The 25,967-nt window shown below is 72.0% G+C and carries 25 protein-coding genes; 6 read left to right on the top strand and 19 right to left on the bottom strand.

Features of this window, described 5'->3' with window-relative positions; all coding sequences use genetic code 11:
• Positions 1–73: 73 nt before the first annotated feature.
• Positions 74–1,405: an ammonium transporter gene (locus tag ABKA17_RS25225; protein WP_502994375.1), complete on the top strand. Its 1,332-nt coding sequence runs from the start codon at positions 74–76 to the stop codon at positions 1,403–1,405.
• On the top strand, positions 1,402–1,740 hold the full coding sequence (locus tag ABKA17_RS25220; RefSeq protein ID WP_353694489.1) for a P-II family nitrogen regulator: 339 nt from the start codon (positions 1,402–1,404) through the stop codon (positions 1,738–1,740). The genes ABKA17_RS25225 and ABKA17_RS25220 overlap by 4 nt, the downstream gene beginning before the upstream one ends.
• A 14-nt stretch (positions 1,741–1,754) precedes the next feature.
• Here the strand turns inward: ABKA17_RS25220 and ABKA17_RS25215 are convergent, their stop codons facing one another.
• The 8 genes from ABKA17_RS25215 to ABKA17_RS25180 form a co-directional block, all read right to left on the bottom strand.
• Positions 1,755–2,795 (bottom strand): WxL protein peptidoglycan domain-containing protein, encoded by a 1,041-nt coding sequence (locus tag ABKA17_RS25215; RefSeq protein ID WP_353694488.1) that lies wholly within the window; start codon positions 2,793–2,795, stop codon positions 1,755–1,757.
• Between the two features lie 54 nt (positions 2,796–2,849).
• Positions 2,850–4,175, bottom strand: a complete 1,326-nt coding sequence (locus ABKA17_RS25210) for a beta-xylosidase (protein ID WP_353694487.1) — start codon at positions 4,173–4,175, stop codon at positions 2,850–2,852.
• A 175-nt stretch (positions 4,176–4,350) separates the two neighbouring features.
• Positions 4,351–4,827 carry a hypothetical protein gene (locus ABKA17_RS25205; protein WP_353694486.1) on the bottom strand — a complete coding sequence of 159 codons (477 nt, stop codon included), beginning with the start codon at positions 4,825–4,827 and terminating at the stop codon, positions 4,351–4,353.
• A 225-nt stretch (positions 4,828–5,052) separates the two neighbouring features.
• On the bottom strand, positions 5,053–5,403 hold the full coding sequence (locus ABKA17_RS25200; protein ID WP_353694485.1) for a cytidine deaminase-like protein: 351 nt from the start codon (positions 5,401–5,403) through the stop codon (positions 5,053–5,055).
• 39 nt (positions 5,404–5,442) lie between these two features.
• Positions 5,443–5,802, bottom strand: a complete 360-nt coding sequence (locus ABKA17_RS25195; protein ID WP_353694484.1) for an MmcQ/YjbR family DNA-binding protein — start codon at positions 5,800–5,802, stop codon at positions 5,443–5,445.
• Positions 5,799–7,097: a hemolysin family protein gene (locus tag ABKA17_RS25190; protein WP_353694483.1), complete on the bottom strand. Its 1,299-nt coding sequence runs from the start codon at positions 7,095–7,097 to the stop codon at positions 5,799–5,801. Before ABKA17_RS25190 ends, ABKA17_RS25195 begins: the two co-directional genes overlap by 4 nt.
• On the bottom strand, positions 7,094–7,591 hold the full coding sequence (gene ybeY, locus ABKA17_RS25185) for an rRNA maturation RNase YbeY (protein ID WP_353694482.1): 498 nt from the start codon (positions 7,589–7,591) through the stop codon (positions 7,094–7,096). Before ybeY ends, ABKA17_RS25190 begins: the two co-directional genes overlap by 4 nt.
• A 13-nt stretch (positions 7,592–7,604) precedes the next feature.
• On the bottom strand, positions 7,605–8,663 hold the full coding sequence (locus ABKA17_RS25180; RefSeq protein WP_353694481.1) for a PhoH family protein: 1,059 nt from the start codon (positions 8,661–8,663) through the stop codon (positions 7,605–7,607).
• Positions 8,664–8,936: 273 nt separating this feature from the next.
• Here ABKA17_RS25180 and ABKA17_RS25175 point away from each other — a divergent pair, with 273 nt between their 5' ends.
• A complete protein-coding gene (locus tag ABKA17_RS25175) occupies positions 8,937–9,650 on the top strand; it encodes an FAD binding domain-containing protein (RefSeq protein ID WP_353694480.1) in 714 nt (237 codons plus the stop codon).
• Positions 9,651–9,665: 15 nt separating this feature from the next.
• Here ABKA17_RS25175 and ABKA17_RS25170 read toward each other — a convergent pair whose 3' ends face one another.
• From ABKA17_RS25170 to ABKA17_RS25160, 3 genes are all read right to left on the bottom strand, one after another.
• Entirely contained in the window at positions 9,666–10,811 is a 1,146-nt protein-coding gene (locus tag ABKA17_RS25170; RefSeq protein ID WP_353694479.1) for a carbohydrate kinase family protein, read from the bottom strand.
• A 285-nt stretch (positions 10,812–11,096) separates the two neighbouring features.
• A complete protein-coding gene (locus tag ABKA17_RS25165; RefSeq protein WP_353694478.1) occupies positions 11,097–12,386 on the bottom strand; it encodes a glucarate dehydratase family protein in 1,290 nt (429 codons plus the stop codon).
• Positions 12,383–13,279 (bottom strand): 5-dehydro-4-deoxyglucarate dehydratase, encoded by an 897-nt coding sequence (locus ABKA17_RS25160; protein WP_353694800.1) that lies wholly within the window; start codon positions 13,277–13,279, stop codon positions 12,383–12,385. The genes ABKA17_RS25165 and ABKA17_RS25160 overlap by 4 nt, the downstream gene beginning before the upstream one ends.
• A 149-nt stretch (positions 13,280–13,428) precedes the next feature.
• Here ABKA17_RS25160 and ABKA17_RS25155 point away from each other — a divergent pair, with 149 nt between their 5' ends.
• A complete protein-coding gene (locus ABKA17_RS25155; protein WP_353694477.1) occupies positions 13,429–14,214 on the top strand; it encodes an IclR family transcriptional regulator in 786 nt (261 codons plus the stop codon).
• A 207-nt stretch (positions 14,215–14,421) separates the two neighbouring features.
• On the top strand, positions 14,422–15,606 hold the full coding sequence (locus ABKA17_RS25150; protein WP_353694476.1) for an MFS transporter: 1,185 nt from the start codon (positions 14,422–14,424) through the stop codon (positions 15,604–15,606).
• A gap of 26 nt (positions 15,607–15,632) precedes the next feature.
• On the opposite strand, the gene ABKA17_RS25145 is transcribed toward ABKA17_RS25150, so the two are convergent.
• The 5 genes from ABKA17_RS25145 to ABKA17_RS25125 are packed head-to-tail and all read right to left on the bottom strand — an operon-like array spanning position 15,633 to position 21,755.
• Positions 15,633–16,622 carry an adenosine deaminase gene (locus ABKA17_RS25145; protein WP_353694475.1) on the bottom strand — a complete coding sequence of 330 codons (990 nt, stop codon included), beginning with the start codon at positions 16,620–16,622 and terminating at the stop codon, positions 15,633–15,635.
• Between the two features lie 20 nt (positions 16,623–16,642).
• A complete protein-coding gene (locus ABKA17_RS25140) occupies positions 16,643–17,548 on the bottom strand; it encodes a ribonuclease Z (protein ID WP_353694474.1) in 906 nt (301 codons plus the stop codon).
• A 6-nt stretch (positions 17,549–17,554) separates the two neighbouring features.
• Positions 17,555–17,908: a histidine triad nucleotide-binding protein gene (locus ABKA17_RS25135; protein WP_353694473.1), complete on the bottom strand. Its 354-nt coding sequence runs from the start codon at positions 17,906–17,908 to the stop codon at positions 17,555–17,557.
• A 46-nt stretch (positions 17,909–17,954) separates the two neighbouring features.
• The gene (locus tag ABKA17_RS25130) at positions 17,955–21,167 is read right to left on the bottom strand and encodes a S41 family peptidase (protein WP_353694472.1); all 3,213 of its coding nucleotides are present in this window, start codon (positions 21,165–21,167) and stop codon (positions 17,955–17,957) included.
• A gap of 57 nt (positions 21,168–21,224) precedes the next feature.
• Positions 21,225–21,755 carry a hypothetical protein gene (locus ABKA17_RS25125; RefSeq protein WP_353694471.1) on the bottom strand — a complete coding sequence of 177 codons (531 nt, stop codon included), beginning with the start codon at positions 21,753–21,755 and terminating at the stop codon, positions 21,225–21,227.
• Positions 21,756–21,867: 112 nt separating this feature from the next.
• On the opposite strand from ABKA17_RS25125, the gene ABKA17_RS25120 reads away from it, so the two are divergent.
• Positions 21,868–23,496, top strand: coding sequence for a hypothetical protein (locus tag ABKA17_RS25120; protein ID WP_353694470.1), 1,629 nt, complete (start codon positions 21,868–21,870; stop codon positions 23,494–23,496).
• A 160-nt stretch (positions 23,497–23,656) separates the two neighbouring features.
• On the opposite strand, the gene ABKA17_RS25115 is transcribed toward ABKA17_RS25120, so the two are convergent.
• Genes ABKA17_RS25115 through ABKA17_RS25105 form a run of 3 tightly spaced genes read right to left on the bottom strand, consistent with a single transcriptional unit; the run spans position 23,657 to position 25,888 of the window.
• A complete protein-coding gene (locus ABKA17_RS25115) occupies positions 23,657–24,049 on the bottom strand; it encodes a VOC family protein (RefSeq protein WP_353694469.1) in 393 nt (130 codons plus the stop codon).
• Positions 24,050–24,065: 16 nt separating this feature from the next.
• The gene (locus ABKA17_RS25110) at positions 24,066–24,806 is read right to left on the bottom strand and encodes a 16S rRNA (uracil(1498)-N(3))-methyltransferase (protein WP_353694468.1); all 741 of its coding nucleotides are present in this window, start codon (positions 24,804–24,806) and stop codon (positions 24,066–24,068) included.
• Positions 24,803–25,888, bottom strand: a complete 1,086-nt coding sequence (locus ABKA17_RS25105; protein ID WP_353694467.1) for a nitronate monooxygenase — start codon at positions 25,886–25,888, stop codon at positions 24,803–24,805. Before ABKA17_RS25105 ends, ABKA17_RS25110 begins: the two co-directional genes overlap by 4 nt.
• Between the last annotated feature and the right edge of the window lie 79 nt (positions 25,889–25,967).

Genomic DNA, 25,967 nt, shown 5'->3' with positions numbered 1-25,967 from the left:
GAAACCTCACGGAAACACACCCGTACACATCCGGAAACGCACGCCGGTGACCCTCTGACGAGCCCCCACCCCGTTGGAGACCTCCGTGACCCTCGCCGTCGCACAAGCCGCAGAGATCGACACCGGCGACACCGCCTGGCTGCTCGCCGCCACCGCACTCGTCCTGCTGATGACCCCGGGCCTCGCCCTCTTCTACGGCGGCATGGTCCGCACGAAGAGCGTCCTCAACATGCTGATGATGAGCTTCGTGTCGATCGCCCTGGTCACGGTCGTATGGCTGGCCGCCGGGTACTCGCTCGCCTTCGGCGAGGACGCGGGCGGCGGACTGATCGGCGGACTGAAGCACGCGGGCATGGCCGGGCTCGGCCCGGACAGCGTGCAGGGCACCGTCCCCACCCTGCTCTTCGCCACCTTCCAGCTGACCTTCGCCGTCATCACGGCCGCGCTGATCAGCGGCGCGGTCGCGGACCGGGTGAAGTTCGGGGCGTGGCTGGTGTTCGTCCCGGTGTGGGCGCTTCTCGTATACGTTCCCGTGGCTCACTGGGTCTGGGGTCCCGGCGGCTGGATCCTCGACAAGCTCGGCGCGCTCGACTTCGCGGGCGGTCTGCCCGTCGAGATCACCTCCGGCGCCTCGGGACTGGCGCTGTGCCTGGTCCTCGGCCCGCGGCTCGGCTTCAAGAAGGACGCGATGCGTCCGCACAACCTGCCCATGGTCATGCTCGGCGCCGGTCTGCTCTGGTTCGGCTGGTTCGGCTTCAACGCCGGCTCCGCCCTCGGCGCGAACGGCCTCGCCGCCGCGGCCTTCCTCAACACCCTGGCCGCCGGCTGCACGGGCCTGCTGGGCTGGCTCTTCGTGGAGCAGAAGCGCGACGGGCACCCCACCACCCTGGGCGCGGCGTCCGGCGCGGTCGCGGGCCTGGTCGCCATCACCCCGTCCTGCGGCTCGGTCTCCCTGCTCGGCGCGCTCGTGGTCGGCCTCGCCGCCGGTGTCGTCTGCTCCTACGCGGTGAGCTGGAAGTTCAAGTTCAATTACGACGACTCCCTCGACGTCGTCGGCGTCCACCTGGTCGGCGGCATCATCGGCACCCTCCTGATCGGCGTCTTCGCCGTGGAGTCGATGACCGGCGGCACCGAGGGCGTCCTGTACGGCGGTGGCCTGGCCCAGCTCGGCAAGCAGCTGGTGGCCGTGGTCGCCGTGGGGGCGTACGCGTTCCTGATGACGTACGGCATCGCCAAGCTGATCGACAGGGCGATGGGCCTGCGGGCGAGCGAGGAGCAGGAGCACACCGGCCTCGACCTTACGGTGCACGCCGAGACGGCATACGATCACGGCGTCCTGGGCCACGGCGCCCCGGTCAGCGCGTCCTCCGTCCCCTCCGCTCAGAAGGTCAAGCCCCAGGCATGAAGCTCATCACCGCGATCGTCAAGCCGTACCGCCTCGACGAGGTCAAGACGGCGCTCCAGGAGATCGGCGTGCACGGCCTGACCGTGACCGAGGCCAGCGGGTACGGCCGGCAGCGCGGCCACACCGAGGTGTACCGCGGCGCCGAGTACCAGGTCGACCTCGTCCCCAAGGTCCGGATCGAGGTCGTCGTCGAGGACGCCGACGCGGAGACCGTGATCGACGCGATCGTCAAGGCCGCGCACACCGGCAAGATCGGCGACGGCAAGGTCTGGGCCCTGCCGGTCGACACGGTCGTACGGGTCCGGACGGGCGAGCGCGGCCCCGACGCGCTCTGAGCGACCCGCCCGGATCACCGCCGGGCGGCTCGTGAGGACGCGGCGGCCGGCTCCCGCCGAGCTGCCCGGGGCGCCCCCGTGGACGAACCACCCGGGCCGCGCCCCGGTCGGCCGGCCCGGGCCCGTCGCGCCCTGATCAGCAGCACGACACCCACGGCCACGACCACCACCAGCAGCGCCGCCATCAGCCACGGCAGTGCGAGGAAGGACGCGGCCGCCGATTCACGGGTGTCCCGCGCGCTGGCCGTCAGCGTCACCTCGCCCCAGTCGAGCTGCGGCGCGCCCCGCCACGGCTCGCTCAGCCGTACCTTCTGGCCGGGCAGCAGCTCGGAGGGGATCCTCGTCAGGTCGCGGGCCAGCAGGGTTCTGCCGAACAGGCCTGTCGCCCGCAGCTCCACCTTCGGGTTCAGGGTGAGGTTGCCGGTGTTGCGCAGGGTGTACGACACCGTCGCGGTGCTGTCGCCGAGGCCGGGGACGAGCGGCTGGTGGTGGGTGATCCGGACGTCCTCGACGGAGAGCGCGGGCAGCGTGGGGCCGCCGACCCGGAGGTAGACGCGGGCGGCGACGGCGCGCTGCACACCGAGCGCGACGGAACCGTCGCCGGTGTCGATGTGCTCGTCCAGCGCCACGATCGCGCCGGGATGGTCGCCGGGTTCGGCGCCCTCGGGAACCTTCAGCGTGACGGGGACGGTGACCTTGCCGTGCGCCGGGACCGTGATCCGGGACTTCGCGGGCTTCGCCCACACCCCCACTCCGCGCATCTTCTCTTTCATCGTCCGTACGGCGAACCCGCCGTCGCGCGCGGTGTTGTAGGCGTCGGCGGAGTACAGCCGGAACGTCATGGGCTGCGCCGTCCGGTTGGCGACGACCACCTTGTCCTCGATGGTCTGCCCGGGATCGGCGAGGAGATAGAAGTACGGCCGCTCGGCCACCGACCGGGACACCGGATAGACGGACCAGCGCCCGTTGTCGGCGGCATGCGCGGGCGTGGCGAGGACGGGACCGATGAGCAGGAGGCTCAACAGGCTCAGGAGGAGAACGTACGGCTTACGCATGGGTGCGGACCCCCACGGGACGAGGTGGACGGGCGGGTGCGGGCGCCCGTACGGTCAGCTGAGGGTGAGGGTGAGAACGCCGGAGTACGTGCCCGGAGGCGTGAACGCCGGGACGTTCAGGGAGAGTTCGGCGTCGGCGGTGAACTCGCCGCCGGTGACCGTGTCGGCGGGCGCCGAGGCGAGGGTCGCCCCGGACGAGCCGACCTTGCCCGCCGAACCGGCCTGACAGGTGCTGGGGCTGCCCGCCTTGGTGGTGCAGGCGGGGGTCCAGCTCAGCTGGTCGGCGCCGATGGTGACGCCGGGACCGGTGAAGTCGGTGACCTTGCCGGTCAGGGACCAGCCCGCGGTACCGCCACGGAAGTCCTTGACGGTCACCGTGTTGAGGTCGCCGGTGGAGGCGCCGCCCTCGCCGTAGTTCACGGCCGAGAGCGAGACGGTGTCCCCGGCCTGGGTCATGGACAGCACCCCGCCGCGCACCGTGGTGGTGAGCTTCTGGGCGTTGTCCGGGATGGGTGTGTCGTCGATGACGACGTAGGTGGCCGGGCCGGCCCCGAGGTCGTCGGTCCAACTGGCGCCCTCGTAGGCCACGATGCCGGTCGTCGTCTTGTCGTTGACGACCAGTGAGCCGCTGATGGCACCGGCGGAGTCCGCCGTGACGGTCGCCGTGTCCCCGGTCTGGCTGGAACCGGAGCGTCCGGCGAGGGTGACGGTGGCGCCCGGGGTGAAGTGGCTGCCGGTGACGGTGACGCTGTCACCGGGGTTGCCGGAGGCCGAACCCAGGCTGATGGCACGGGTGTTGGGCGCCGGCGCGTCGGTCGCCGTGACGGTCTCGGAGACCGGCGCGGGCGGGGTCATGACGGTGCAGGGGGTGTCCAGTTCCAGCAGGTAGCTGGTGTGGATGTTGTAGTCGCCGGGCGAGAACGTGATGGCGCCCGCGGTGGTGACGGTGAAGCTGCCGGTCATGCTGAACGACGGGAACGCCGCGTTGCCGGGCACCGGGGCGTTCTTCTTGGGTCCGGCGACCGTCACCGTGCCGCTCTGCGCCCCGCCGAGGACGACCTTGCCCGACGGCGTCATGATGTCGGCCGGCAGATCGATCGCGGTGGGGTTGCTCGCGGCGGGCTTGACCACCGTGTACGTGACGTTGACGGTGTCGCCGACCTGGGGCGTGGTGTCGTCCACCGTGATGATCGCGGTGGTGGTGCCCTCGATCGGCGGGAGTCCGGAGATGGCGGGCGGGATGCAGCGGGTGGCGAAGTCGACGTTCGCGGCGGCCTGGGCCGGGGCGGCCAGCGCACCGCCGGCGGTGACCGCGAGGGCGGTGGCGCCGAGCAGCGCGGCGAGGCGCCGTCTTCGGCTTCCGGTGCCTGTGGATCTCATGATGGTTGCCCCCTTTGAGGGATGCGGGCGCGGCGCCTCTGCTGCGCCGACAGGGGGCATTGATGTGTGGATTGCGTGAAAAGTCAATGGACGTGCAGCTGTGAACTGATGGACCGTCAGTTCACGATGGTGCCGTGAACTGACGGTCCACACAGGTGAGTTCGGTTGCTGATTCTCAGTCGAACACGAACGGCCCCGGCGCCTGCGGTTCGGTCACCGTACAGGTGAGGGTGATCCCGAAGACCGTCATCGTCAGTGAGCCGCCGTACGCGTCCAGGCTGTCGCCGGAGGCCACGGTGCCGTTGAGCGGGCCGACCTGGACGGGGTCACCGGCGGCCATCGCCGGGTTCTTCGTACCGGTGAACTCGCGGTCGTCGCCGGTCGAGTTCGCCATGGTGAGGGTGGCCGTGATCGAGTCCTCGGCGAGCGCGATCGGCGCGGTGATGCCCGAGGAGGAAACGCTGATCGTGGCCGCCGTACCGTCCTGCGTGGCCGTGAGCGTGGCCGCGCCGCTGCCGAAGCTGCCGCAGTCGGCGTTGATCGTCGCCGTGTCGGGGGACACGGCCACAGCGGTGGGCGCGAGGGCCAGCCCGGCGACCGCGAGGGCCCCGACCGCCATTGCCGCACCGGTTCCGAATCGTTTGCCTCTCATGGGGTTCCGACTCCCTTCCCTGATCGGGAAATTGCCATGGGGGGATGGATGGGAGAGCTACCCGAACGGCCCGCCGCGGCGCGTGGTGCGGAACGCTCCGCTTGTGGGGGGTGGCGAGGGCAAATCTGACGGACCGTCGGAACTACCGGTTCCATTGATACGCGAGAGACAGAAGACGGCAAGGCTCAATTCCAGCCGACCGCACGCGCTTTCTGTCGGACGGCCTCAGCCCGCCGACACCGTCAGACGAACAACCCCGTCGCCCCCCGCCACCAGCACCGGCGTCCCCGCCCCGCCCAGATCCCGCACCGCGGAGAGGTCCTCCTCGGACACCCCCTCCGCGTCCGTCACCACGGCCGCCGCCTCCAACGACTTCGCCCCGGACGCCACAGCCATCGCCACCGCGGTCCGCAACGCACTCAGCCGCAGCGAGGCAAGCTCCACCGTCCCCGCGACATACGTACGCCCCGTCTCGTCCCGCACGGCCGCCCCCTCGGGCACCCCGTTGCGAGCCCGCGCGGAACGGGCCAGGGTGACGATCTTGCGGTCCTCGGGGTCAAGCGCACTCTCGGTCATGAGGTGAGCATACGTAGACCTCGGGAGCACCCGGAAACCTCAGGAACGGTCCAGCCGCAGCCGCTCGCCCCGCGGCAACCCGGCGACGACCAGGTCGTACGAGTCCTCGATGAGCTCACGGACCAGCCGGTCCGCAAGCCCCCCGTCCACCGTGACGGTGTTCCAGTGCCGCTTGTTCATGTGGTACCCGGGAGCGATCAGCCCCTCGTGCTCCCCACGCAGCCGGATCGCGTCCTCCGGATCGCACTTGAGGTTGACCTTCAGCGGCCGCGCGTCGATCCAGCTCAGCGCGAACATCTTGCCCAGCACCTTGAAGACCGAGATCTCCGGGGAGAACGGGAAGTCTTCCACGGCCGCGTTGAAGGAGAGGCAGAAGCTGCGCAGTTCCTGCGGGGTCACTCCGTCTCACCCTCCTGCTTCGGCGGATCCACCGGCTCCACCAGCACGGTCACGATCTTGTTCCGGCGCCCGGCGGCGGCCTCCGCGGTGAGCGTCAGCCCGCGCCCGTCCGGCAGCTCCACGACCGACGAGGCCCCGGCGATCGGCACCCGCCCCAGCGCCTTGGCCAGCAGGCCGCCGACGGTCTCCACGTCCTCGTCGTCGTACTCGTCGAGCCCGTACAGCTCGCCCAGGTCGGTGATGTCGAGGCGGGCGGTGACCCGGTAGCGGTCCTCGCCCAGCTCCTCCACCGGGGGCAGCTCACGGTCGTACTCGTCGGTGATCTCGCCGACGATCTCCTCGAGGATGTCCTCGATGGTGACGATGCCGGCCGTGCCGCCGTACTCGTCGATGACGACGGCGACGTGATTGCGGTCCTGCTGCATCTCGCGCAGCAGGTCACCGGCGTTCTTGGTGTCCGGGACGAAGGCGGCCGGGCGCATCGCCGTCGACACCAGCTCGCTCTCCGCGTCCCGCGAGATGTGCGTCTTGCGGGCCAGGTCCTTCAGATACACGATCCCGACGATGTCGTCCTCGCTCTCACCGGTGACCGGTATGCGCGAGAACCCCGAGCGCAGGGCGAGGGTGAGGGCCTGGCGGATGGTCTTGTAGCGCTCGATGACGACCAGGTCGGTCCGCGGGACCATGACCTCCCGCACGAGCGTGTCGCCCAGCTCGAAGACCGAGTGCACCATCCGGCGCTCGTCGTCCTCGATCAGCGACTCCGCCTCCGCGAGGTCGACCAGCGCGCGCAGCTCCGCCTCCGAGGCGAAGGGGCCGCGACGGAAGCCCTTGCCCGGGGTGAGCGCGTTGCCGATGAGGATCAGCAGGTTCGGGATCGGCCCCATGATCCGCGCGAGCGGCAGCAGGACGTACGCCGCCACCGTGGACGTGTTCATCGGATGCTGACGGCCGATGGTGCGCGGGGAGACCCCGACGGCGACGTACGACACGAGGACCATGACGCCGATGGCGACCAGCAGGGCCTCGGTCGTGCCGTCGAACTCCTTGAGGCAGGCGTAGGTGACCAGCGCGGCCGCCGCCATCTCGCAGGCGACGCGGACCAGCAGCGCCACGTTGAGATAGCGGGTCGGGTCCGCGGCGACCTGGGCGAGCCTGGCGCTGCCGCGGCGGCCCGAGCGCACCGCTTCCTCGGCGCGGAAGCTGGACATCCGGGCGAGGCCCGCCTCCGCGCAGGCGGCGAGCCACGCGACGACGACCAGGGCGATCGCGCCGGAGACGAGGGGAAGGCTCATGACACGGTCGGGGCCGGGGACGGGCCGGTGTGGCCCTTCTCCGCGCGCCAGCCGTCCACGATGGCCGCCTGGAGGCCGAACATCTCGGCCTTCTCGTCGGGCTCCTCGTGGTCGTACCCGAGGAGGTGCAGCACTCCGTGGACGGTGAGCAGCTGGAGCTCCTCGTCCATGGAGTGCTGCGTCGGGGCTTCCTCGCCCTGCTTCTTGGCGACCTCGGGGCAGAGCACGATGTCGCCGAGGAGGCCCTGCGGGGGCTCTTCGTCGTCCTTGCTGGGCGGCCTGAGCTCGTCCATCGGGAAGGACATGACGTCCGTCGGCCCCGGCAGGTCCATCCACTGGATGTGCAATTGCTCCATGGCGTCGGCGTCCACGACGATCACCGAGAGCTCGGAGAGCGGGTGGATGCGCATCCGCGCGAGCGCGTAGCGGGCGATGTCGAGGATCGCCTGCTCGTCGACCTCGGTTCCGGACTCGTTGTTGACGTCGATCGACATGGTGCTGGGTCGTCTACTTCCGCTTGTTACGGCCGCCCTTGTGGGTGCCGTTCTCCGTGCCGTGGTGGCTGTCGTACTTCTCGTACGCGTCGACGATACGGCCGACCAGCTTGTGCCGTACGACGTCCTGCGACGACAGGCGGGAGAAGTGGACGTCGTCGAGGCCCTCCAGGATGTCCTGGACCTGACGCAGACCCGACTTGGTGCCGTTGGGCAGGTCGACCTGGGTCACGTCACCCGTGATCACGATCTTCGATTCGAAGCCGAGGCGGGTGAGGAACATCTTCATCTGCTCGGGCGAGGTGTTCTGGGCCTCGTCCAGGATGATGAAGGCGTCGTTGAGCGTACGGCCACGCATGTATGCCAGGGGGGCCACCTCGATCGTCCCCGCGGCCATGAGCCTCGGGATCGAGTCCGGGTCCAGCATGTCGTGCAGCGCGTCGTACAGCGGGCGCAGATACGGGTCGATCTTCTCGTAGAGCGTGCCCGGCAGGAAGCCGAGCCGCTCTCCCGCCTCCACCGCGGGACGGGTCAGGATGATGCGGTTGACCTGCTTGGACTGCAGGGCCTGGACCGCCTTGGCCATGGCGAGGTAGGTCTTGCCGGTACCGGCGGGGCCGATGCCGAAGACGATCGTGTGCTTGTCGATCGCGTCGACGTACCGCTTCTGGTTGAGGGTCTTGGGGCGGATCGTGCGGCCCCGCGAGGAGAGGATGTTCTGGGTGAGGACCTCGGCCGGGGTCTCCTGGCCGTCCCCCTCGCCGTTCTCACTCGCTCTGAGCATGGCGATCGAGCGTTCCACTGCGTCCTCCGTCATCGGCTGTCCGGTGCGGAGCACCAGCATCATCTCGTCGAACAGGCGCTGGATGAGGGCGACTTCGGCCGGGTTCCCGACCGCGCTGACCTCATTGCCCCGGACATGGATGTCGGCCGCCGGGAAGGCCTTCTCGATCACACGCAGCAGGGAGTCTCCGGACCCCAGGACGGTCACCATGGGGTGCTGGGCGGGGACGGTGAACTGTGCTCTCGCCTGCCCCTGCGCGGGTGTGCGATCTGTGGGTGTCTGAGTCATGGGCCGGCTCTTAAGGCCTTGCTCGTCCTCCTCGAAACGACTCGCCCGCCACATGGGCGGCCTGGCGATTTCAAGGGTACGCCGGGGGACTGACAACCCCGTAGGCCTTTTCGGCGCGGACCCCGCCACGGGCCCGCTGCACTGAGGGCGCCCTCAGTGCAGCGGTGAGCCCTGCATGCTCCCCCCGCGTGGATGGGCAGAATCCGCCCCGTCCGTGCCACACGTGTTCGGGGCGGCCGTTCGTCGCCGCCCGCCGGGGAAAGCAGGTCGGCCGTGCTCTTGCGTCTGCCCACGTCCGTGTCCGAGGCACAGCGGTGCCTGTCCGAGGGAGCGATACCCGTCGGCGGTGCCACGCTCCAGTGGGCCGTCTGGCAGCGGGACGGCTTCCCGGAGCAGGCGATGTCGCTGCGCGAGCTGCCGGAGGCGAATGCCCTGGGTGCCGAGGAGCTGGGCGCGGCGGTGCTGCTGTCCCGGGTCGACGACCGGGTCCCGGAGGCGCTGCGCGGGGCGGCCTCGCGGGTCGGGACGGGGGCCGTGCGGCGGGCCGCGACCGTCGGCGGGAACATCGTCGGCAGCACGCTGCGCTGTCTGCTGCCCGCGGCGCTCGTCCTGGACGCCCGCGCCACGGTGCTGGCCGCGGAGGGCCCCTACGAGACCGACCTCGCGGAACTGACGGCGAAGCGCCCGGTCCTGCTGAACCTGCGCTGGCGCACCCCGCTCGCCAGCAGCCACCGCAAGCTCCCCGACGAGCCGGGCGGCGCACCGCCACTCGTCGTCGCGGTCGCGGTGACGACCGGGACGGACGGAAACCTCCTGCGGGTCGCCGTCCGGGACGGCTACGACGTGCTCTGCGAGAGCGTGGAGCACGACACGGGAACCGGCCCGGTCCTCGACGCCCTGGCGCGTACGCCGGTCGGCGCGCTGCCCGCCGGGGCGTGGGACGTGGTCCGCGAAGAGGTGACCGCCGTCCTCGACCGCGTCGCCTGAGCCGCCCGCCGGTCCTCAGGCCGACCGGCGGAACCCGATCGTCGGCACCGCCCGCCGCAGCGGCCACGGCCGCGCCTGCTCCGCCGGTGGCACCAGGTCCGCCAGGAACCCGTACCGTCTCAGGGCCGCCGGGTCCTGCTCCGCCACGGACTGGACCCTGCGCCACCACGCCCCGATCTCCGCCCAGCCCGGCGCCGACAGCGAGCCGCCGAACTCCTGGACCGACAGCGCGGCCGTGAGCCCCGCGAAGGCGAGGCGGTCCGCCAGGGGCCAGCCGGCGAGGGTGCCGGTGACGAATCCGGCCACGAAGACGTCCCCGGCGCCGGTGGGGTCGAGTGCCTCCACGGCGATGGCGGGGACCTCGGCGCTCTCCCCCGTACGCCCGTCCACCGCGTAGGCGCCCTCCGCGCCGAGGGTGACGACCGCGAGCGGCACGTACGCGGTGAGGGCGTGGGCCGCCTCGCGCGGGCAGGAGGTGCGCGTGTAGCGCATGGCCTCCTCCGCGTTCGGCAGGAAGGCCTCGCAGTGCTCCAGGTCGGCCAGGCCCGCCAGGTCCCAGGCGCCGGTGTCGTCCCAGCCGACGTCGCCGAAGATGCGGGTGCCCCGGCTCGCGGCCTGGGCGATCCAGGGGGCGCGTCTGCCCGGGTCCAGCGAGGCCACGGCCGCACGCGCGCGGGGCGGGCCGTCGGGGGCGTCCTCCTGAAGGAGCGCGGCCTCCGGGGGCGGCTCGTGGCCGTGGGAGACCATCGTGCGTTCGCCCTCGTACGCCATCGACACGGTGACCGGGGAGTGCCAGCCGCTGACCGTGCGGGACGTCGAGAGGTCGATGCCCTCGCCCTGCGCCAGGGCGTCCCAGCAGTACTCGCCGTAGTGGTCGGAGCCGAACGCGGCCGCGAGCGACGTCTTCAGGCCGAGCCGGGCCAGCGCGGTGGCCATGTTCGCGACCCCGCCGGGGCTCGACCCCATCCCGCGCGCCCAGGACTCGGTCCCGCGCACCGGGGCGGAGTCCAGCCCGGTGAAGATGATGTCGAGGAAGACGGTGCCGGTCAGATACACGTCCCAGGGCGGATCGTCCGGTGCGCGCAGCCCGGCCAGCGGGTCGACCTGAGCCTGACAGTGGCCGGTCTCGCCGCTGTAGTACGAGGGTCCCTTCCCTGACACGACCACGGTGCGCTCCCTGACATGGTGCCGATCAGGCCAGTCTGCACCACCCCACCGACAACAGACGGCACCGCTGAACGCCGACCGGGACAATCTGAGCGGCCTGCGCCGCTGGACGTCGGTCCGTGTCGTGTCTTTCAGCCCGTCCGGCGTTTGAGGACAAGGCCCCTTCAGGGCCGTTGGGGGTCCAGGGGGCGGAGCCCCCTGGGTGCGGGGTCGAAGGGGCGGCAGCCCCTGGAGGATGGGAACGGGTAGGGGCGGCGGGGGCGAAGAAGCCGCCCGGCGCTACCAGCGAGGCACGCTCGGCGTAACCCACCCCGGCTCCGCGACCCGCATCGCCGCCGCGTCGTCCCGCTCACGCAGCCCCCCGTCGTCATCGAGCCACCGCTGATGCAGCACCCGCACCTTGTCCGGGTCCAGCGAGACCCCGAGGCCAGGCGCGTCGGACACCGCGACGGCCCCGCCCTCGAAGGTCAGCCGCTCGGTCAGCACATCCTCCGTCTGCCAGGGATAGTGCGAGTCACAGGCATGGTGAAGGTTCGGCACGGTCGACGCCACGTGCGTCATCGCGGCCAGCGAGATCCCCAGATGCGTGTTGGAGTGCATGGACACCCCCACCCCGAACGTCCGGCAGATCGCGGCGAGTTGCTGCGTGTTCCGCAACCCGCCCCAGTAGTGGTGATCCGACAGCACCACCTGAACGGCGTCCTTCGCGAACGCCTCCTTGATCTCCGCGAAAGTCGTCACGCACATGTTCGTGGCGAGCGGCACGGCCGTCCCGGCGGACACCTCCGCCATCGCGGCCGTACCGAGGGCAGGGTCCTCCAGGTACTCCAGAACGTCCCCCAGTTCCGCGGCCACCTTCAGCGAAGTCGGCACGGACCAGGCACCGTTGGGGTCCAGCCGCAGCGGATGCCCCGGAAAGGCCTCCGCGAGAGCCCGCACGGCCGCGATCTCCTCCGACGGCGGAAACACACCCCCCTTGAGCTTGAACGAGGTGAACCCGTACCGCTCCGTGAACAGCCGGGCCTGCGCCACCACGCCCGCCGGATCGACCGCGGCACCCCAGTCGTCCTTCTCGCAGGCGACGCCCGCGGGATGGTCGGCCCACCGGTAGAACAGGTACGCGCTGTACTCCACCGCGTCCCGCACCTTCCCGCCCAGCAGCGCGTGCACGGGCATCCCGACCGCCTTGCCCCACGCGTCCAGACAGGCGACCTCGAAGCCGGAGACGACGGACAGCCGCAGCTTGTCGGCGGTCTGCACTCCGCGCAGCCCACCGACGTCGACCTGCCCCGAGACCCGGGAGGAGTCGACCACGACGTCTTCGGCGGCCGTGAACAGCCCGTTCAGATCACAGACCTGACGACCCACCAGCTTCTCGGCGAACGGCCGCGCCAGCTCCAGGTACTTCGTGTCGCCGTACGTCTCGCCGACCCCGGTCACCCCGTCCGCGGTCTCCACCTCCACGATCAGCCGCGGCGTGTACGGCTGGTGCACCCCCTGCGTGTTGAGCAGCGGCGGATCGGCGACGAGGATCGGGGTCAGCCGTACGTCCGTGATCGTGAGGTTCACAGGGAGGCTCCTACGAGGTCGAGGCCGGTGGCGAGCAGGGTCCCGAGGTCGGCCAGGTCGGCGGCCGAGGGGTCGGTGAGCGGGGCGCGTACGGGCCCGACGGGACGGCCCCGCAGCCGGGCGGCCGCCTTGACGAGCGACACGGCGTATCCGGGGACGCGGTCGCGGAGTTCGACGAGCGGGACGTAGAACTCGCGCAGCAGTTTCTCCACCGTGCCCTCGTCGCCGGTCTTCAGGGCGGTGAAGAAGGCGTCGGCGATCTCGGGGGCGAAGGCGTGCACGGCCGAGGAATAGGCGGGCACGCCGACGGTGGCGTAGGCGCGGGCCTGGATCTCGGCGGTGGACGCGCCGTTGAAGAACAGGAAGCCCTCCGGGGCGGCGAGGGTGAGGCGCTGGAGCCGGTCGAGGTCGCTGTGGCCGTCCTTGAGGCCGATCACCCCGGGGATCCCCGCGATACGCCTCAACGAGGCGGCGGTGAAGGCGACTTGACCGCGCTGGTAGGCGATGAGCGGCAGCCGCGTACCGGCCGCGATCCGCTCCAGCTGCCCCACCAGCCCCTCCTGCGGGGCGGCGACCAGATAGTGCGGGAGCACCAGCAGCGCGTCGGCGCCGGCCTCCTCCGCGATCCGCGCGAACCGCAGCGCCTGCGCCCAGCCGTAGCCGATCCCCGCGACGACGGGGACCCGGCCGCCCGCCTCCTGGACGGCCACCGACACGACGGTCCGGTACTCGTCCTCGTCCAGCGAGAAGAACTCACCCGTGCCGCAGGCCGGGAAGACGGCGCCGGGGGCGGTGGCGATCTGCGCGGCGACATGGGCGCGGAAGCCGTCCGGGTCGAGGGAACCGTCGGCGTGGAAGCTGGTCAGCGGGAACGACAGCACGCCGCCGGCCATGCCCTCCCGGAGCCGCCGCACGACCCCGCCAGTTTCGAGAGTCACCCTCACTCATCTCCCCATGTAGATGTTATCCACGTATGAAGATGGAGATTAGATACGCGAACGCCGACCGTCAATGCCACGAGCGCCCCGCTTACGATCGGCACATGTCTGAGACCGGGGGCGTGCGCGAGGTGAAGTCGGCCGCGCGCACGGTCGAACTACTGGAAGTGCTGGCCACCCGAGGGGACCGGCCGGCGCGTCTGCAGGAGCTGGCCGACGAGCTGGGCGTGCCGCGCAGCTCGATGTACGCGCTGCTCCAGACCCTGATCTCGCGCGGCTGGGTCCGCACCGACGTCACCGGCTCGCTCTACGGCATCGGCCTCCACGCCCTGCTGACCGGCACCAGCTACCTCGACTCCGACCCGCGCGTCCGGGCCGTGCGCCCGTATCTCGACGAGGCGTCCCAGGCGCTGGGCGAGACGATCCACCTGGGCCGGTTGGACGGCCGGGACGTGACGTACCTGGCGACCCGGGAGTCCCACGAGTACCTGCGCACGATCAGCCGCGTCGGCCGCCGCCTCCCCGCCCACGTGGGCGCCCTCGGCAAGGCCCTGCTGGCCGAACGCCCCGACGCGGAGCTGCCGGAGGGCCCCTACGAGGCGCTGACCCCCAACTCCCACACCGACCGGGCCTCCCTGGCGGCCGACCTGGCCGCGATCCGGTCCCGCGGTCACTCCGTCGACCGCGAGGAGGGCGTCCTCGGCATCATCGGCTTCGGCTTCGCCCTGCGCTACGACTCCCCCGCCCAGGACGCCATCAGCTGCTCGGTCCCGGTGGCCCGGCTGACCCCGGAGCACGAGGAGCGGATCGTCGCGGTGATGCGGGAGACCAGGGCCAAGATCGAGGCGACGGCACCGGCGGCGGGCGGCGCCGCGGTGCACTGGCGTTAGGGCCCGAGGCGCGCAGGGCGAGAGCGGCCGGCGGCCACTTCTACCCGTCCTCCCCCACCCGAAACTCAACGTGCCTCAGATCACACCCCCCGGCCTTCTTTCCCCAACCGCGTGCTTGATACAAATTGCCCGCGCGTTCCTGTCCATCGACGGTCGTCGCCCAACCCCCCTCTCGAACCGCTCCTTTCGCATGCCCTGGGAACGCCCGTGCTCGCCCCCCGCACCACCCCCTGGCCCCTCGTCGCCCTTTTCGCGGCCGGGTACCTCGCCCCGTACCTCCTCCCGACCACCGTCGGCAGACTGGACTCGGGCCTTCCACTGACCGCCACCCAGGCGGGCGCCGTCGGCAGCGCACTGCTGCTGAGTTCGGCGTCGGCCGGCTTCCTGCTGGCGTCGAGGGTGGAACGCGTCGGCGCCCGCCGACTGGCCCGGATCGGCCTCGCTCTCGCGGTCGCCGGTTACGGTTGGGCCGCGCTCAGCGGCAGCGTCCCCGCGGTCGTCGCCGGAGCACTCGTCGGCGGCTTCGGATCCGGTACGGCGACAGCGGTCGCCGCCACAGGGATCGCCGCTCAGCGCGACCCCCACCGCACGACCACCCTCGGCCTGCTCGGTGTCTCCGCGCTCGCGGGCGTCGTCTATCTGACCGTCCCGCACCTGGGCCCCGGCCACGGCCAGCCACTGGCCGCGATCGCCCTCACGGCCCTCGCGGTCTGGCCCCTGACGAGCCGTCTGCCGCTGCGCACGGCCACCCCGCAGACCCGCCACACGAGGACCCCGCTCCCCCACCTCCGGGCCGGCCTGCTCCTGGCCGCCACCCTCCCCTGCTGGTCCCTCGCCCAGAACGCCCTGTGGGGCGTCAGCGGTCGCATCGGTCTCAGCCAGGCCCACCTGTCGGAGGCCACCGTCGGCGCGGTCTTCGCCGTGGCGCTCGGCGCGGGCCTGCTGGGCGTCGTCGGGGCCGGCACCCTCGGCCCCCGCCTCGGCTACGCCCTGCCCATCGGCGGCGGCACGGTACTCATCGCCGCCTGCATCGCGCTGAGCGCGTCCGCGACCGACCTGACGACCTTCGCCACCGGCGAGATCGCCTGGAACCTGCTCTACCCGATCGTCCTGTCCTACGTCATCGGCCTGGCCGCCACCCTGGACCCCCAGGGCCGCTGGGCGGTCCTGGTCGGCTCGGCCTCCTCACTGGGCACGGCGGCGGGCCCCCTGGCCGGCAGCGTCCTGTCCGCCCAGGCGGGCTTCCCGGTGATGGGCGTGGTCCTGGCGGCGGGCCTGCTGGTGATCGCGGTCCCCATGGCAGCGGTGGCCCTGGGCACGGGCAGACGCTCGCTGCCGGTGGTGGAGATCCAGGTGGAGACCCAGGCGTACGACAAGGCAACGGCGGCCTGAACGCGCCCCTTCAGGGGCCGAGCGACTCAGAACTCGTACGCCGCCACCTCGGCGAGATACCGCGCCCGCCGCTCCTCGTCATGCTCCAGGAACGACGCGACGAACGAGTTCCGGGCCAGCTCCCGCAGCTGGTCCTCGCCCAGCCCCAACGCCGACCCCACCGCGTCGAAGTTGTCGCCGACGTAGCCCCCGAAGTACGCGGGGTCGTCGGAGTTCACCGTGCACAGCAACCCCGCCTCCAGCATCGCGGGCAGCGGATGGTCCCCGAGGACATCGACCGTGCGCAGCCGGACGTTGGACAGCGGGCACAACGTCAGCGGCACCCGGTCCCGCACCAGCCGCGCCACCAGCTCCGGCGACTCCACGCACCGCAGCCCGTGGTCGATCCGCTCCACGCCGAGCACGTCGAGGGCCTGCGTGATGTACTCCGGCGGCCCCTCCTCCCCGGCATGGGCGACGCGCCGCAGCCCGAGCGCGGCGGCGGCCTCGTACACCTCGCGGAACTTCACCGGCGGATGCCCGACCTCGGCGGAGTCCAGGCCGACACCGACGATCCGGTCGAGGTACGGCTTCGCGGCCTCCAGGGTCTGGAGGGCGCTCTCGGCGGACTCGTCCCGCAGGAAGCACATGATCAGCTGCGTGGAGACACCGTGCACCGCCTCGCTGTCGCCCAGCGCCCGCCACAGCCCCTCGACGACCGTGCCCATCTCCACACCGCGCGCCAGGTGCGCCTGCGGGTCGAAGAAGATCTCCGCGTGCCGCACGCCCTGGGCGGCGGCGCGGGCGAGGTAGGCGTTGGCCAGGTCCTCGAAGTCACGCTCGGTCCTGAGGACGGCCATGAGCTCGTAGTACAGGTTCAGGAAGGACTGGAGGTCGTCGAACGCGTACGCCTTGCGGAGCTCGTCCGTGTCGGCGTACGGCAGCCGGACGCCGTTGCGCGCGGCCAGCTCGAAAGCGAGCTCCGGCTCCAGGGTGCCTTCGATGTGGAGGTGCAGTTCAGCTTTGGGGAGGGGCATCAAAGCATCGTACGGCTGTTTTATCTGCGCTTCGGAAGCGGCACCCGCAGCAGGTCGTGCGCCACCGTCAGCTCCCCTCCGAACCCGGCGGCCCGCGCCTGCCGTTCGAACTCGTCGGGGTCGGTGTAGCGCTGGCTGAAGTGGGTGAGCACGAGGTGTCGTACGCCGGCGTCCCGCGCCACGGTGGCCGCCTGTCCGGCCGTCAGGTGGCCGTGGTCCACCGCGAGGTTCATGTCCTCGTCGAGGAACGTCGACTCGATGACGAGCATGTCGCAGCCCTCGGCGAGGGCGTGGACGCCGTCGCAGAGCCGGGTGTCCATGACGAAGGCGAAACGCTGCCCGCGCCGGAGTTCGCTGACGTCTTCCAGAAGGACGCCGTCGACCGAGCCCTCCCGCTGGATGCGGCCGACGTCGGGGCCCTTGATGCCGTGCGCGGCGAGGCGGTCGGGCAGCATGCGGCGGCCGTCGGGCTCGACGAGCCGGTAGCCGTACGACTCGACGGGGTGCGAGAGCTTGCGGGCCTCCAGGGTGTAGGAGGCGGCCGTGGCCAGGACGCCGTCCGCGCTGACCGGTGCCTCGGTGAGCTCGACGGTCTCGCGGTAGGCGGTGGCGTACCGCAGCCGGTCGAAGAAACGCTGTCCGGACTTCGGGTAGTGGGCCGTGACCTCGTGCGGCACCCGGTCGAGGTTGATGCGCTGGATGACGCCCGCGAGACCGAGGGAGTGGTCGCCGTGGAAGTGCGTGACGCAGATCCGGTTCAGGTCGTGCGCGGCGACGCCGGCCCGCAGCATCTGGCGCTGGGTGCCCTCTCCCGGGTCGAAGAGGATGCCCTCGCTGTCCCAGCGCAGGAGGTAGCCGTTGTGGTTGCGGTGCCGGGTGGGGACCTGGCTGGCGGTGCCGAGGACCACCAATTCACGTACGGACACGGTGATTTACCCGGGAGGCCATTCGAGACCACGGCCGCCGAGGATGTGCGCGTGGGCGTGCCAGACGGTCTGACCGGCGCCGCTGCCGGTGTTGAAGACGATGCGGTAGCTCTCCACCTTCTCGTCGTCGGCGACGGACTGCGCCTCGCGGAGCACGTCGGCGGCGACGGCCGGCTCGGCGGCGGCGAGGGCGGCGGCGTTCTCGTAGTGGACCTTGGGGATCACCAGGACGTGGGTGGGTGCCTGGGGGTTGATGTCCCGGAAGGCGACGGTGGTGTCGGTCTCACGGACGATCGTCGCCGGGATGTGCCCTGCGGCGATCTTGCAGAACAGGCAGTCGTCCTGCGGTTCCCCTGGCATGTGGTGTCCCTTCGGTCGCGGCTGTGGGGGCATCGTATCGAGCAGGTCAGGGAAGCGACGGCGGCACCTTCGCCGGGGCCCGCTCCAACGCCTCCAGCGCCATCCGCACCGCCTCGTCCAGCTGTACGTCCCGTCCGGCCGCGTGGTCCTGGGGCCGCTGGACCACCTCCACGTCCGGGTCGACGCCGTGGTTCTCCACGCCCCACTCGTAACCCTCCAGCCAGAAGGCGTACTTGGGCTGGGTGATGAGCGTGCCGTCGACGAGCCGGTAGCGGCTGTCGATGCCGATGACGCCGCCCCAGGTGCGGGTGCCGACGACCGGTCCGATGCCGAGCGCCTTGATGGCCGCGTTGACGATGTCGCCGTCGGATCCGGAGAACTCGTTCGCCACGGCGACCACCGGCCCGCGCGGCGCGTCCTGCGGATAGCTGTACGCCCGCATCCCGCGCGGCAGGGCCCAGCCGACGATCCGCCGGGCCAGCTTCTCGACGATCAGCTGGGAGGTGTGGCCGCCGCGGTTCTCCCGGACGTCGACGACGAGCCCCTCACGGGCCACCTCGACCCTGAGGTCACGGTGGATCTGCGCCCAGCCGGGCGCCTGCATGTCGGGCACGTGCAGGTAGCCGAGGCGGCCGCCCGACTTTTCGTGCACGTACGCCCGCCGGTCGGTGACCCAGGCGTGGTAGCGCAGCGGTTCCTCGTCGGCGATCGGTATGACGACGGCGTGCCGCAGGTCGCCGCCGCCGGAGGGCGAGACGGTGAGCTCGACGGGCTTGCCGGCCGTGCCGACCAGGAGCGAGGCCGGGCCGGTGACCGGGTCGACCGGGTGGCCGCCGACCGCGACGATCGCGTCGCCGGCGCGCACCGCGACGCCGGGCGCGGCGAGCGGGGAGCGGGCGTCGGGGTCGGAGGTCTCGGTCGGCAGGATCCGGTCGATGCGCCACTGCGGTGTCCCCTGTGGGCCGTCCTCGTGGCGGGAGATGTCCGCGCCGAGCAGGCCCTGTCGGGGGCCGTGGCCGTGGCCGCCGCGCGGCATGACGTAGGCGTGCGAGGTGCCGAGCTCGCCCTGGACCTCCCACAGGAGGTCGACGAGGTCGTCGTGGGTGGCGACGCGGTCCACGACCGGGCGGTAGCGGTCGAGGACACCGGGCCAGTCGACGCCGCTCATGTCGGGGCGCCAGAAGTGGTCCCGCATGATGCGGCCGGTCTCCTCGTACATCTGCCGCCACTCGGCCGAGGGGTCGACGGTCTGCCGGACCCGGTCGAGGTCGACGGTGATGTTGGTGTCGCTGTCGTCGTCGTTCGAGGCGCGCCGGTCGCTGGGTACGACCTTCAGCCGCCCGTCGGTCCACAGCAGCACCCGCTTGCCGTCGCCGCTGACGGCGAAGTGGTCGGCGTCGGCGGCCAGATGCTCGAGACGCTGCTGGGCGAGGTCGTAGCGCTCCAGCTCGGTCTTGGGGTCGGGGTCGTCCGGGGTGGCCCGGGAGGAGCCGAGGACGCCCTGGACGGGGTGGCGCAGCCAGAGCACGCCGTCCTTGGCCGCGCGCAGGTTGGAGTAGCGGGCGGCCTCGACGGGGAACGGCACGATCCGGTCGGCGAGCCCCTCCAGGTCGATGCGGGTGGCCGGGGTGCCCTCGCTGTCGGGCGTCTCGTCCTTGTCCGGCGCCTCGAAGGGGCGGCCGTGCCGCTGCGGGCCGAACGGCGAAGGCGTGGTCGCGGCCAGCGTGATCAGGTGCGGTCGGTCGCCGACCACGAAGGCCAGGTCGAAGACGTGCTCGTCGTAGACCGGGTCGAAGGAGCGGTTGGAGAGGAAGGCGAGGTGCTTGCCGTCGAGGGTGAAGGCGGGCGCGTAGTCCTGGAAGCGGAGCGGGGTCGCCTCGGTGACCGACAGGTCGGTGGTGTTGGCGAGCCGCAGCTGCCGCAGTGGGCGCGGGCCGGGGTGGGACCAGGCGAGCCAGGCGGAGTCGGGCGAGAAGACCAGCCCGGAGACATCGCCGTCCGCGCTCCGGTCGACCTCGCGGACCTCGCCGGTCTCCCGCTCGACGAGCAGGACCCGTCCGTCGTGCGCGGCGACCGCGGCCCGGCTGCCGTCGGGGGCCATGGCGAGCCCGAGGACCCGGCCGAGCTGTCCGGCGGCGAGCCGGCGCGGGGTGGCGCCGGGGGCGAGTCCGGTGGCGGGCGCGAACTCCAGGGCGTCGTCGCCTTCCGCGTCCGTCACCCACACCACCCACTCCTCGCCCTCCGTACGGAAGGTCCGGGGCAGCCGGGCGCGTACGTCGGGTTCGGCGGCGAGCGCCCGGGCCGGTCCCGAGCGGTGGGTGACCCAGTGCACGGCGCCCCGGACGCCGACCGCGCTGCCGCGGGCGGTGTGGTCGGGGGCGGCGGACCCGAACCAGCGCGAGGCGTTCACCGAGAACGGCTGCCGGTCGGTGCGCTGTCCGCCGAGCGCCACGTCGAGGCGGCGCGGCTCGGCCCCCTCCAGGTCGTCGAGGACCCAGAGTTCACCGGCGGAGACGTACACGACCCGGGTGCCGTCACCGGCGGCGTGCCGGGCGTAGAAACCGTCGATCGGGGTGTGCCGCCGCAGGTCGGAGCCGTCACCGAGGGAGGAGTACAGCGCGCCGACGCCCTCGTGGTCGGAGAGGAAGGCGATCCGCTCCCCCGCCCACACCGGGAACTCGATGTTCCCGTCCAGGTCTTCATGCAGCCGTACGAACTCCCCGTCGCCCTCGTGGTCGATCCACAGCTTGCCCGCCGTGCCGCCCCGGTACCGCTTCCACCAGGCGGCCTCCCGGCCCATGGGCGCGGACAGCAGCACCGTGCCCGGCCCGTGCGCGACGGCGCCGACGGGACCGTAGGGCAGGACGGTGGCCGGGCCGCCGTCGAGCGGGACGGAGTGCGCCCAGGAGCGGCGCAGGCTGGCCTGGCCGTGGGTGCTGATCGCGAGGACCTGTCCGTCCGGGGTCCAGCCGCGCACCTGGGTACGCCAACTCCCCCAGTGCGTCAGCCGCTTGGCGGGACCGCCGTCGACCGGGGCGAGGTGTACCTCGGGGGCGCCGTCCCGGGTGGAGGTCCAGGCGACCGTGGTGCCGTCGGGTGAGATGCGCGGGGTGGAGACCGGCACATTGTCGGCGCTGACCCGCCAGGCCCGGCCGCCGTCGAGAGGCGCGATCCAGACGTCGTCCTCGGCGGTGAAGGCCACCAAGTCGCCGTGCAGGTGCGGAAAACGGAGATACGAGGGCGTCGCGGGCTGTGTCACCCGGTCAGCCTATGCAGGGCTGGTCGCCGACGGACAGGACTTTCGATCACTTGACGGTCACTTGCCCTGGACGGGCCTGCAGTCCGGGTACTTGTCGCACCAGATGGTCTCCGTGACGGTCACCGTGACCGTGGCTCCCGGCTGTCCGTTGCCGCCCGGGTTGTTCGGCTCGGGCGAGGCGTTGCAGTTGCCCAGTCCGTTGACCTGGAACCACCGCTTGCCGTCGATCTTGGCGGTCAACTCGCCGCGCACACACTGCCCGTTGACGACCCGGGTGATCTTCCCGTCGACGTCGATGTCCTTGCCGTCGGTGGTCTCACCCGTGCAGGTGACCTCGGCCACGGCGTTCTCGGTCGCCGTCGGCGTGGGCCGGTTCCCGTAGGACGCCTGGCAGGTCATCCACTGCACATCGGCCTTCTGCCGCTCCAGCTCCCGGGTCACGGTCTGGTCGGTCGTGTACGCCACGGACGCGGAGTTCAGCCCCGCGGGATCGCACGCGACGGCACCGCCCACGGCCGTGCCGACGAGCGCGGCCACGGCGAAGACGCGTCGGCCCCGGTGCCGCCAAATCCTCCTCAATGCCCCCATGGAGGGCAGCTTCCCACTGTCCCGGCCGACGCGGTAGAGCGCATACGGACACTCACCCTTCTCTCGCGTCACAATTCGAGTGCCACTCGACCGCCCAGTCCCCGGAGGACCGTTGACCACCTCGCGGATCCGCCGCCGCGTCCTGCCCGCGCCGCGCACCTCGGACGACGCCGCGCAGTCCACGGAGTCGGCGACCGAACCGGCGGCGGGACCGCCCGCCCCGCCTCGCCGCCGCCGGGTGCGGATGCTCGTCGACGTGGTCGACCAGCCCGACGAAGTCGCCTATGTGTCCGCCCTGTTCGAGGAGCGCGGCTGGGCGGTGCGCCCGGCCGAGCCCACCGAGTCGGCGCCCGCGGTGGCGAACCGGGTCTCCCTGCTGGTCGAGGTCCGGCTGCACGGTGCCCGGCTGGGCGCCCTGCGCACGGCCACCGCCGAGGTCGAACGGCTCGCCCGGCAGGCCGAGTTGGGCGCCTGGGTGCGGGACGCGGCCCTGGTGGAACACCCGAGGCCGGCGACCACGACGTACAACGTCCATCGCGTACTGCCCGCCTGGGGAGCCCTGTTGACCTGGCTGGGTGTCGCGGACGAGCAGCGGGCGGTGACGGTGCCGGCGGGGCCCGGGTCCGAGGGGGACGCGCGGACCGAGCTGGCCGCCCGGACGCTGGGCGGGCGGGCCTTCGACCCGCAGGCGCACGGAGTGCGGGTGCCGGGGCACTCGGACGCGCGTCCGCCGCTCGACGAGACCCCGCACGAACGCCGGGTCCGGTGGACCTGGGTGACGGCCGGCGCGGTCGGGATCGTGCTGGCGGTCGGCTGCGGGATGTACGCGGTCTGGACGGACGGCTGGTGGAAGCTGCTGCCCCTGCTGCTGAGCACGGCGGGCGCGCTGCCGCTGGGCCGGATGGCGAAGGAGACCCGGGACCGCGAGCGGCCGGTGCAGTGGGCGGCGGGCGTGGCGGGGACCTCGGCGCTGGCCGGGTTCGGGGCGCTGGTGGGCACGGGCACCGAGCCGGGGGTGCTGTGGGCGGTGGTGCTGGTGATGGCGGTGGTCGCGTTCACCGGCGTCGGCACGGCCCTGGCCCTCCGCCGGACGATCTTCACCCGGCATGCCGCCTGGCTGCTGCCGCTGTCGGTGCCAGTGGTGTGGTCGATGGTCAACTGGCTGGGCGGACAGATGCATTCGGAGTATCTGGACCGCTTCGACATCCGCGCCGACGCGGTGCCGACCCCCCGTCTCGGCACCTACCTCGCGGCGGGCGAGCCGATGGGCCTGGCGCTGGGCAGCATGCTGTTCTTCCTCGCGGTGGTGGGCTGGCTGCGCCACTTCCACCTGGGCCGGGACACCGGCAACCGCTTCCTCGCGGTGGTCCTGGCGACCCTGCTGATCGTGTCCTACGCGCTGGGGGCGATCCTGCTGGGCACCCGGCAGGCGGCGAGCACGGCCGGCCGGGCCGCCGAGGACGCCGCCCGCACAGGTAAGGCGCCGGACGCCTACTTCGGCATCTACGGCCACTTCATGTGCCTGGCTCCGGTGGACCCGGACAAGCCGTTCGCCGTGGAGAACGGCCCGGCCCCCACCGACCACCCCGTCCTGTCCTTCGGGACCTCGGGCGACTGGATCTGGCTCTGGGACCCGAGGCGCGGCAACGGCACGGTCCAGGAGTCGTTCGCCGTGCGCCGCGAGGACGTCCGACTGATCCCGGCGGAAGACCCGGGGACCAGGAGCTGCCCGGCGGTCTAGCGTGACGGCATGCGCAGCGACCGCCGCCTGCCGTGCCTGGAGAAGAAGGGCCCCGACGGCGTCGCAGGACATCGTCACTCTGGGGCACGGGGATCAACCTGTGCGAGCCCGCCGTCGTACGCACCCTGCCGGACGAGGCCGATCGCCGAGGTCGTTGGCCTCAAGCGCGCAGCAGCAGCCACTCCTGGAGCTCCACGAGGTTGCCCTCCGGGTCCTTGAGGTGGGCGACTCGCATGCGGTCGGTCATGGGGGCGGGGCCGTGCAACAGGGTGGCTCCGCGCTCGGCGATCTGCTCGCAGTAGGTGTCGAGGTCGTCGACCCGCAGTACGACCAGTGACCGGTGCCCGCTCGCCGTGTCGCCCAACTCGCCCAGGATCCCGGCCATCATGGCCCGGTCCTGGAGGGCGATGCCCGCCGAACCCGTCGCGGGGCTGAACTTCTCGTACGGTCCCTGTGTCGCCCCCGACTGCGGCTTGAGGCCGAGGACCTCGGCGTAGAAGCGGTAACAGACGGGGAAGTCGCTGACGAGCAGCCGGACTTGTGCGAGTTCCAAGGCGTTCCCCTCGGGGTCAGGACCAGCGGCCGGTGCGGGCCAGGAGCACGGCGGTCGCCGCGGTCCCGGCGGTCGATGTACGCAGCACGCTACGCCCGAGCACGTACGGCTTGGCACCCGCCTCCGCGAAGAGGGCCAACTCCTCGGGGGAGACGCCCCCTTCGGGTCCGACGACGAGCACGATGTCACCCTCGGTGGGGAGTTCGACGGTGGCCAGCGGTTCGTCGCCGCTCTCGTGGAGGACGGCGGCGAAGTCGGCCTCGGCGAGCAGCGCCGCGACCTGCTTGCTGGTCGCCAGGTCCGCGACCTCGGGGAAGCGGAACCGCCGGGACTGCTTGCCGGCCTCGCGGGCGGTGGCCCGCCATTTGCCGAGCGCCTTGAGCCCGCGGTCGCCCTTCCACTGGGTGATGCAGCGGGAGGCCTGCCAGGGCACGATCGCGTCGACGCCGGTCTCGGTCATGGTCTCGACGGCCAGCTCCCCGCGGTCGCCCTTGGGCAGGGCCTGGACGACGGTGATGCGCGGGGCCTCCTCGGCCTCCTCGACCAGGGACTCCAGGTCCATGACGACCAGCCGGTCCTTGCCCTCGGCGGCCTTCACCACGCCCTCGATCCAGTGGCCGCGCCCGTCGGTCAGGACGACGTTCTCGCCGGGCCGCATCCGCTTCACGGAGACGGCGTGCCGTCCCTCGGGCCCGTCGAGCACGAACTGCCCGCCGATGCCGTCCAGTCGGTCCACGACGAACACGGGAGCCGTCATCGCAGGCCACCGCCCTTCGGGAAGGCCGACAACGCTGTCTCGGCGTCGGCGAGTTCGGCGGCCAGTACCTCCACCAGCTGTCCGGCGGGCAGGTCGCGCGCCATCCGGTAGCCCTGCCCGGCCCACAGCGCCATGCCCTGCGGGTCCTTGGCCTTGGCGGCGGCCTTCCGCAGGGGTGCGGTGAGGTGATGGATCTCCGGGTACGCGGCGGGGGCGTACCGGCCGTGCTCGCGCAGGAAGCGGTTGACGAGCCCGCGGGCGGGGCGCCCGGAGAAGGCGCGGGTCAGTTCGGTGCGCACGAACAGCGGGTCGGTGAGGGCCTGCTTGTGGACGGGCGCGGCGCCGGACTCGGGGGTGGCGAGGAAGGCGGTGCCGAGCTGGGCGGCACTGGCACCGGCGGCGAGGACGGCGGCGATCTGGCTGCCGCGCATGATGCCGCCGGCGGCGACGATCGGGATGCCCACGGTCTCGCGGATCTGTGCGACGAGCGAGAGGAGCCCGATCCCGGTCCCGTCGTTCTCCGGGACGTCGCGGTGGGTGCCCTGGTGGCCGCCGGCCTCCACGCCCTGCGCGATGACCGCGTCGGCACCGGCGCGCTGGACGGCGAGGGCCTCCTCGGCGGTGGTCGCGGTGACGAGGGTGAAGGTGCCGGCGCGGCGGAGGGCGTCGAGGACGTCGGAGCTCGGGATGCCGAAGTGGAAGGAGACCACCGGCACCGGGTTGTCGAGCAGGACGGCGAGCTTGGCGTCGTAGCCGTCGTCGCGGCCGCTGTCCGGGTCCCCGAGCTCGGTCTCGTACCAGGCGGCCTCACCGGCCAGCTGGTGCGAGTAGACGTCGACGGCGGCGGGGTCCGCATATTCGGGCTGCGGCATGAACAGGTTCATACCGAAGGGCCGTCCGGTCAGTCCCCGCAGCTGCTTGATCTCCTGGTACATCCCGTCGGCCGTCTTGTACCCGGCGGCCAGGAAACCGAGCCCCCCGGCGTCGGACACGGCGGCGGCGAGCTGCGGCACGGAGACACCGCCCGCCATGGGGGCCTGCACGATCGGATGGGGGAAGAGATCGGTCAGCGCGGAGGACATGCCCGCATGGTGCCACGTCCACCGAACAAGTCCGAATCCGGCCTTCCACTGGCATAGTCCAGTGGAATGGGCGGCGGGT

Origin of the sequence: Streptomyces sp. RG80 (assembly GCF_040446465.1) — a bacterium.
Lineage (GTDB): Bacteria > Actinomycetota > Actinomycetes > Streptomycetales > Streptomycetaceae > Streptomyces.
Note: the sequence above shows the minus strand (reverse complement) of the source record. Positions and strands in the feature narration are given on the sequence as shown.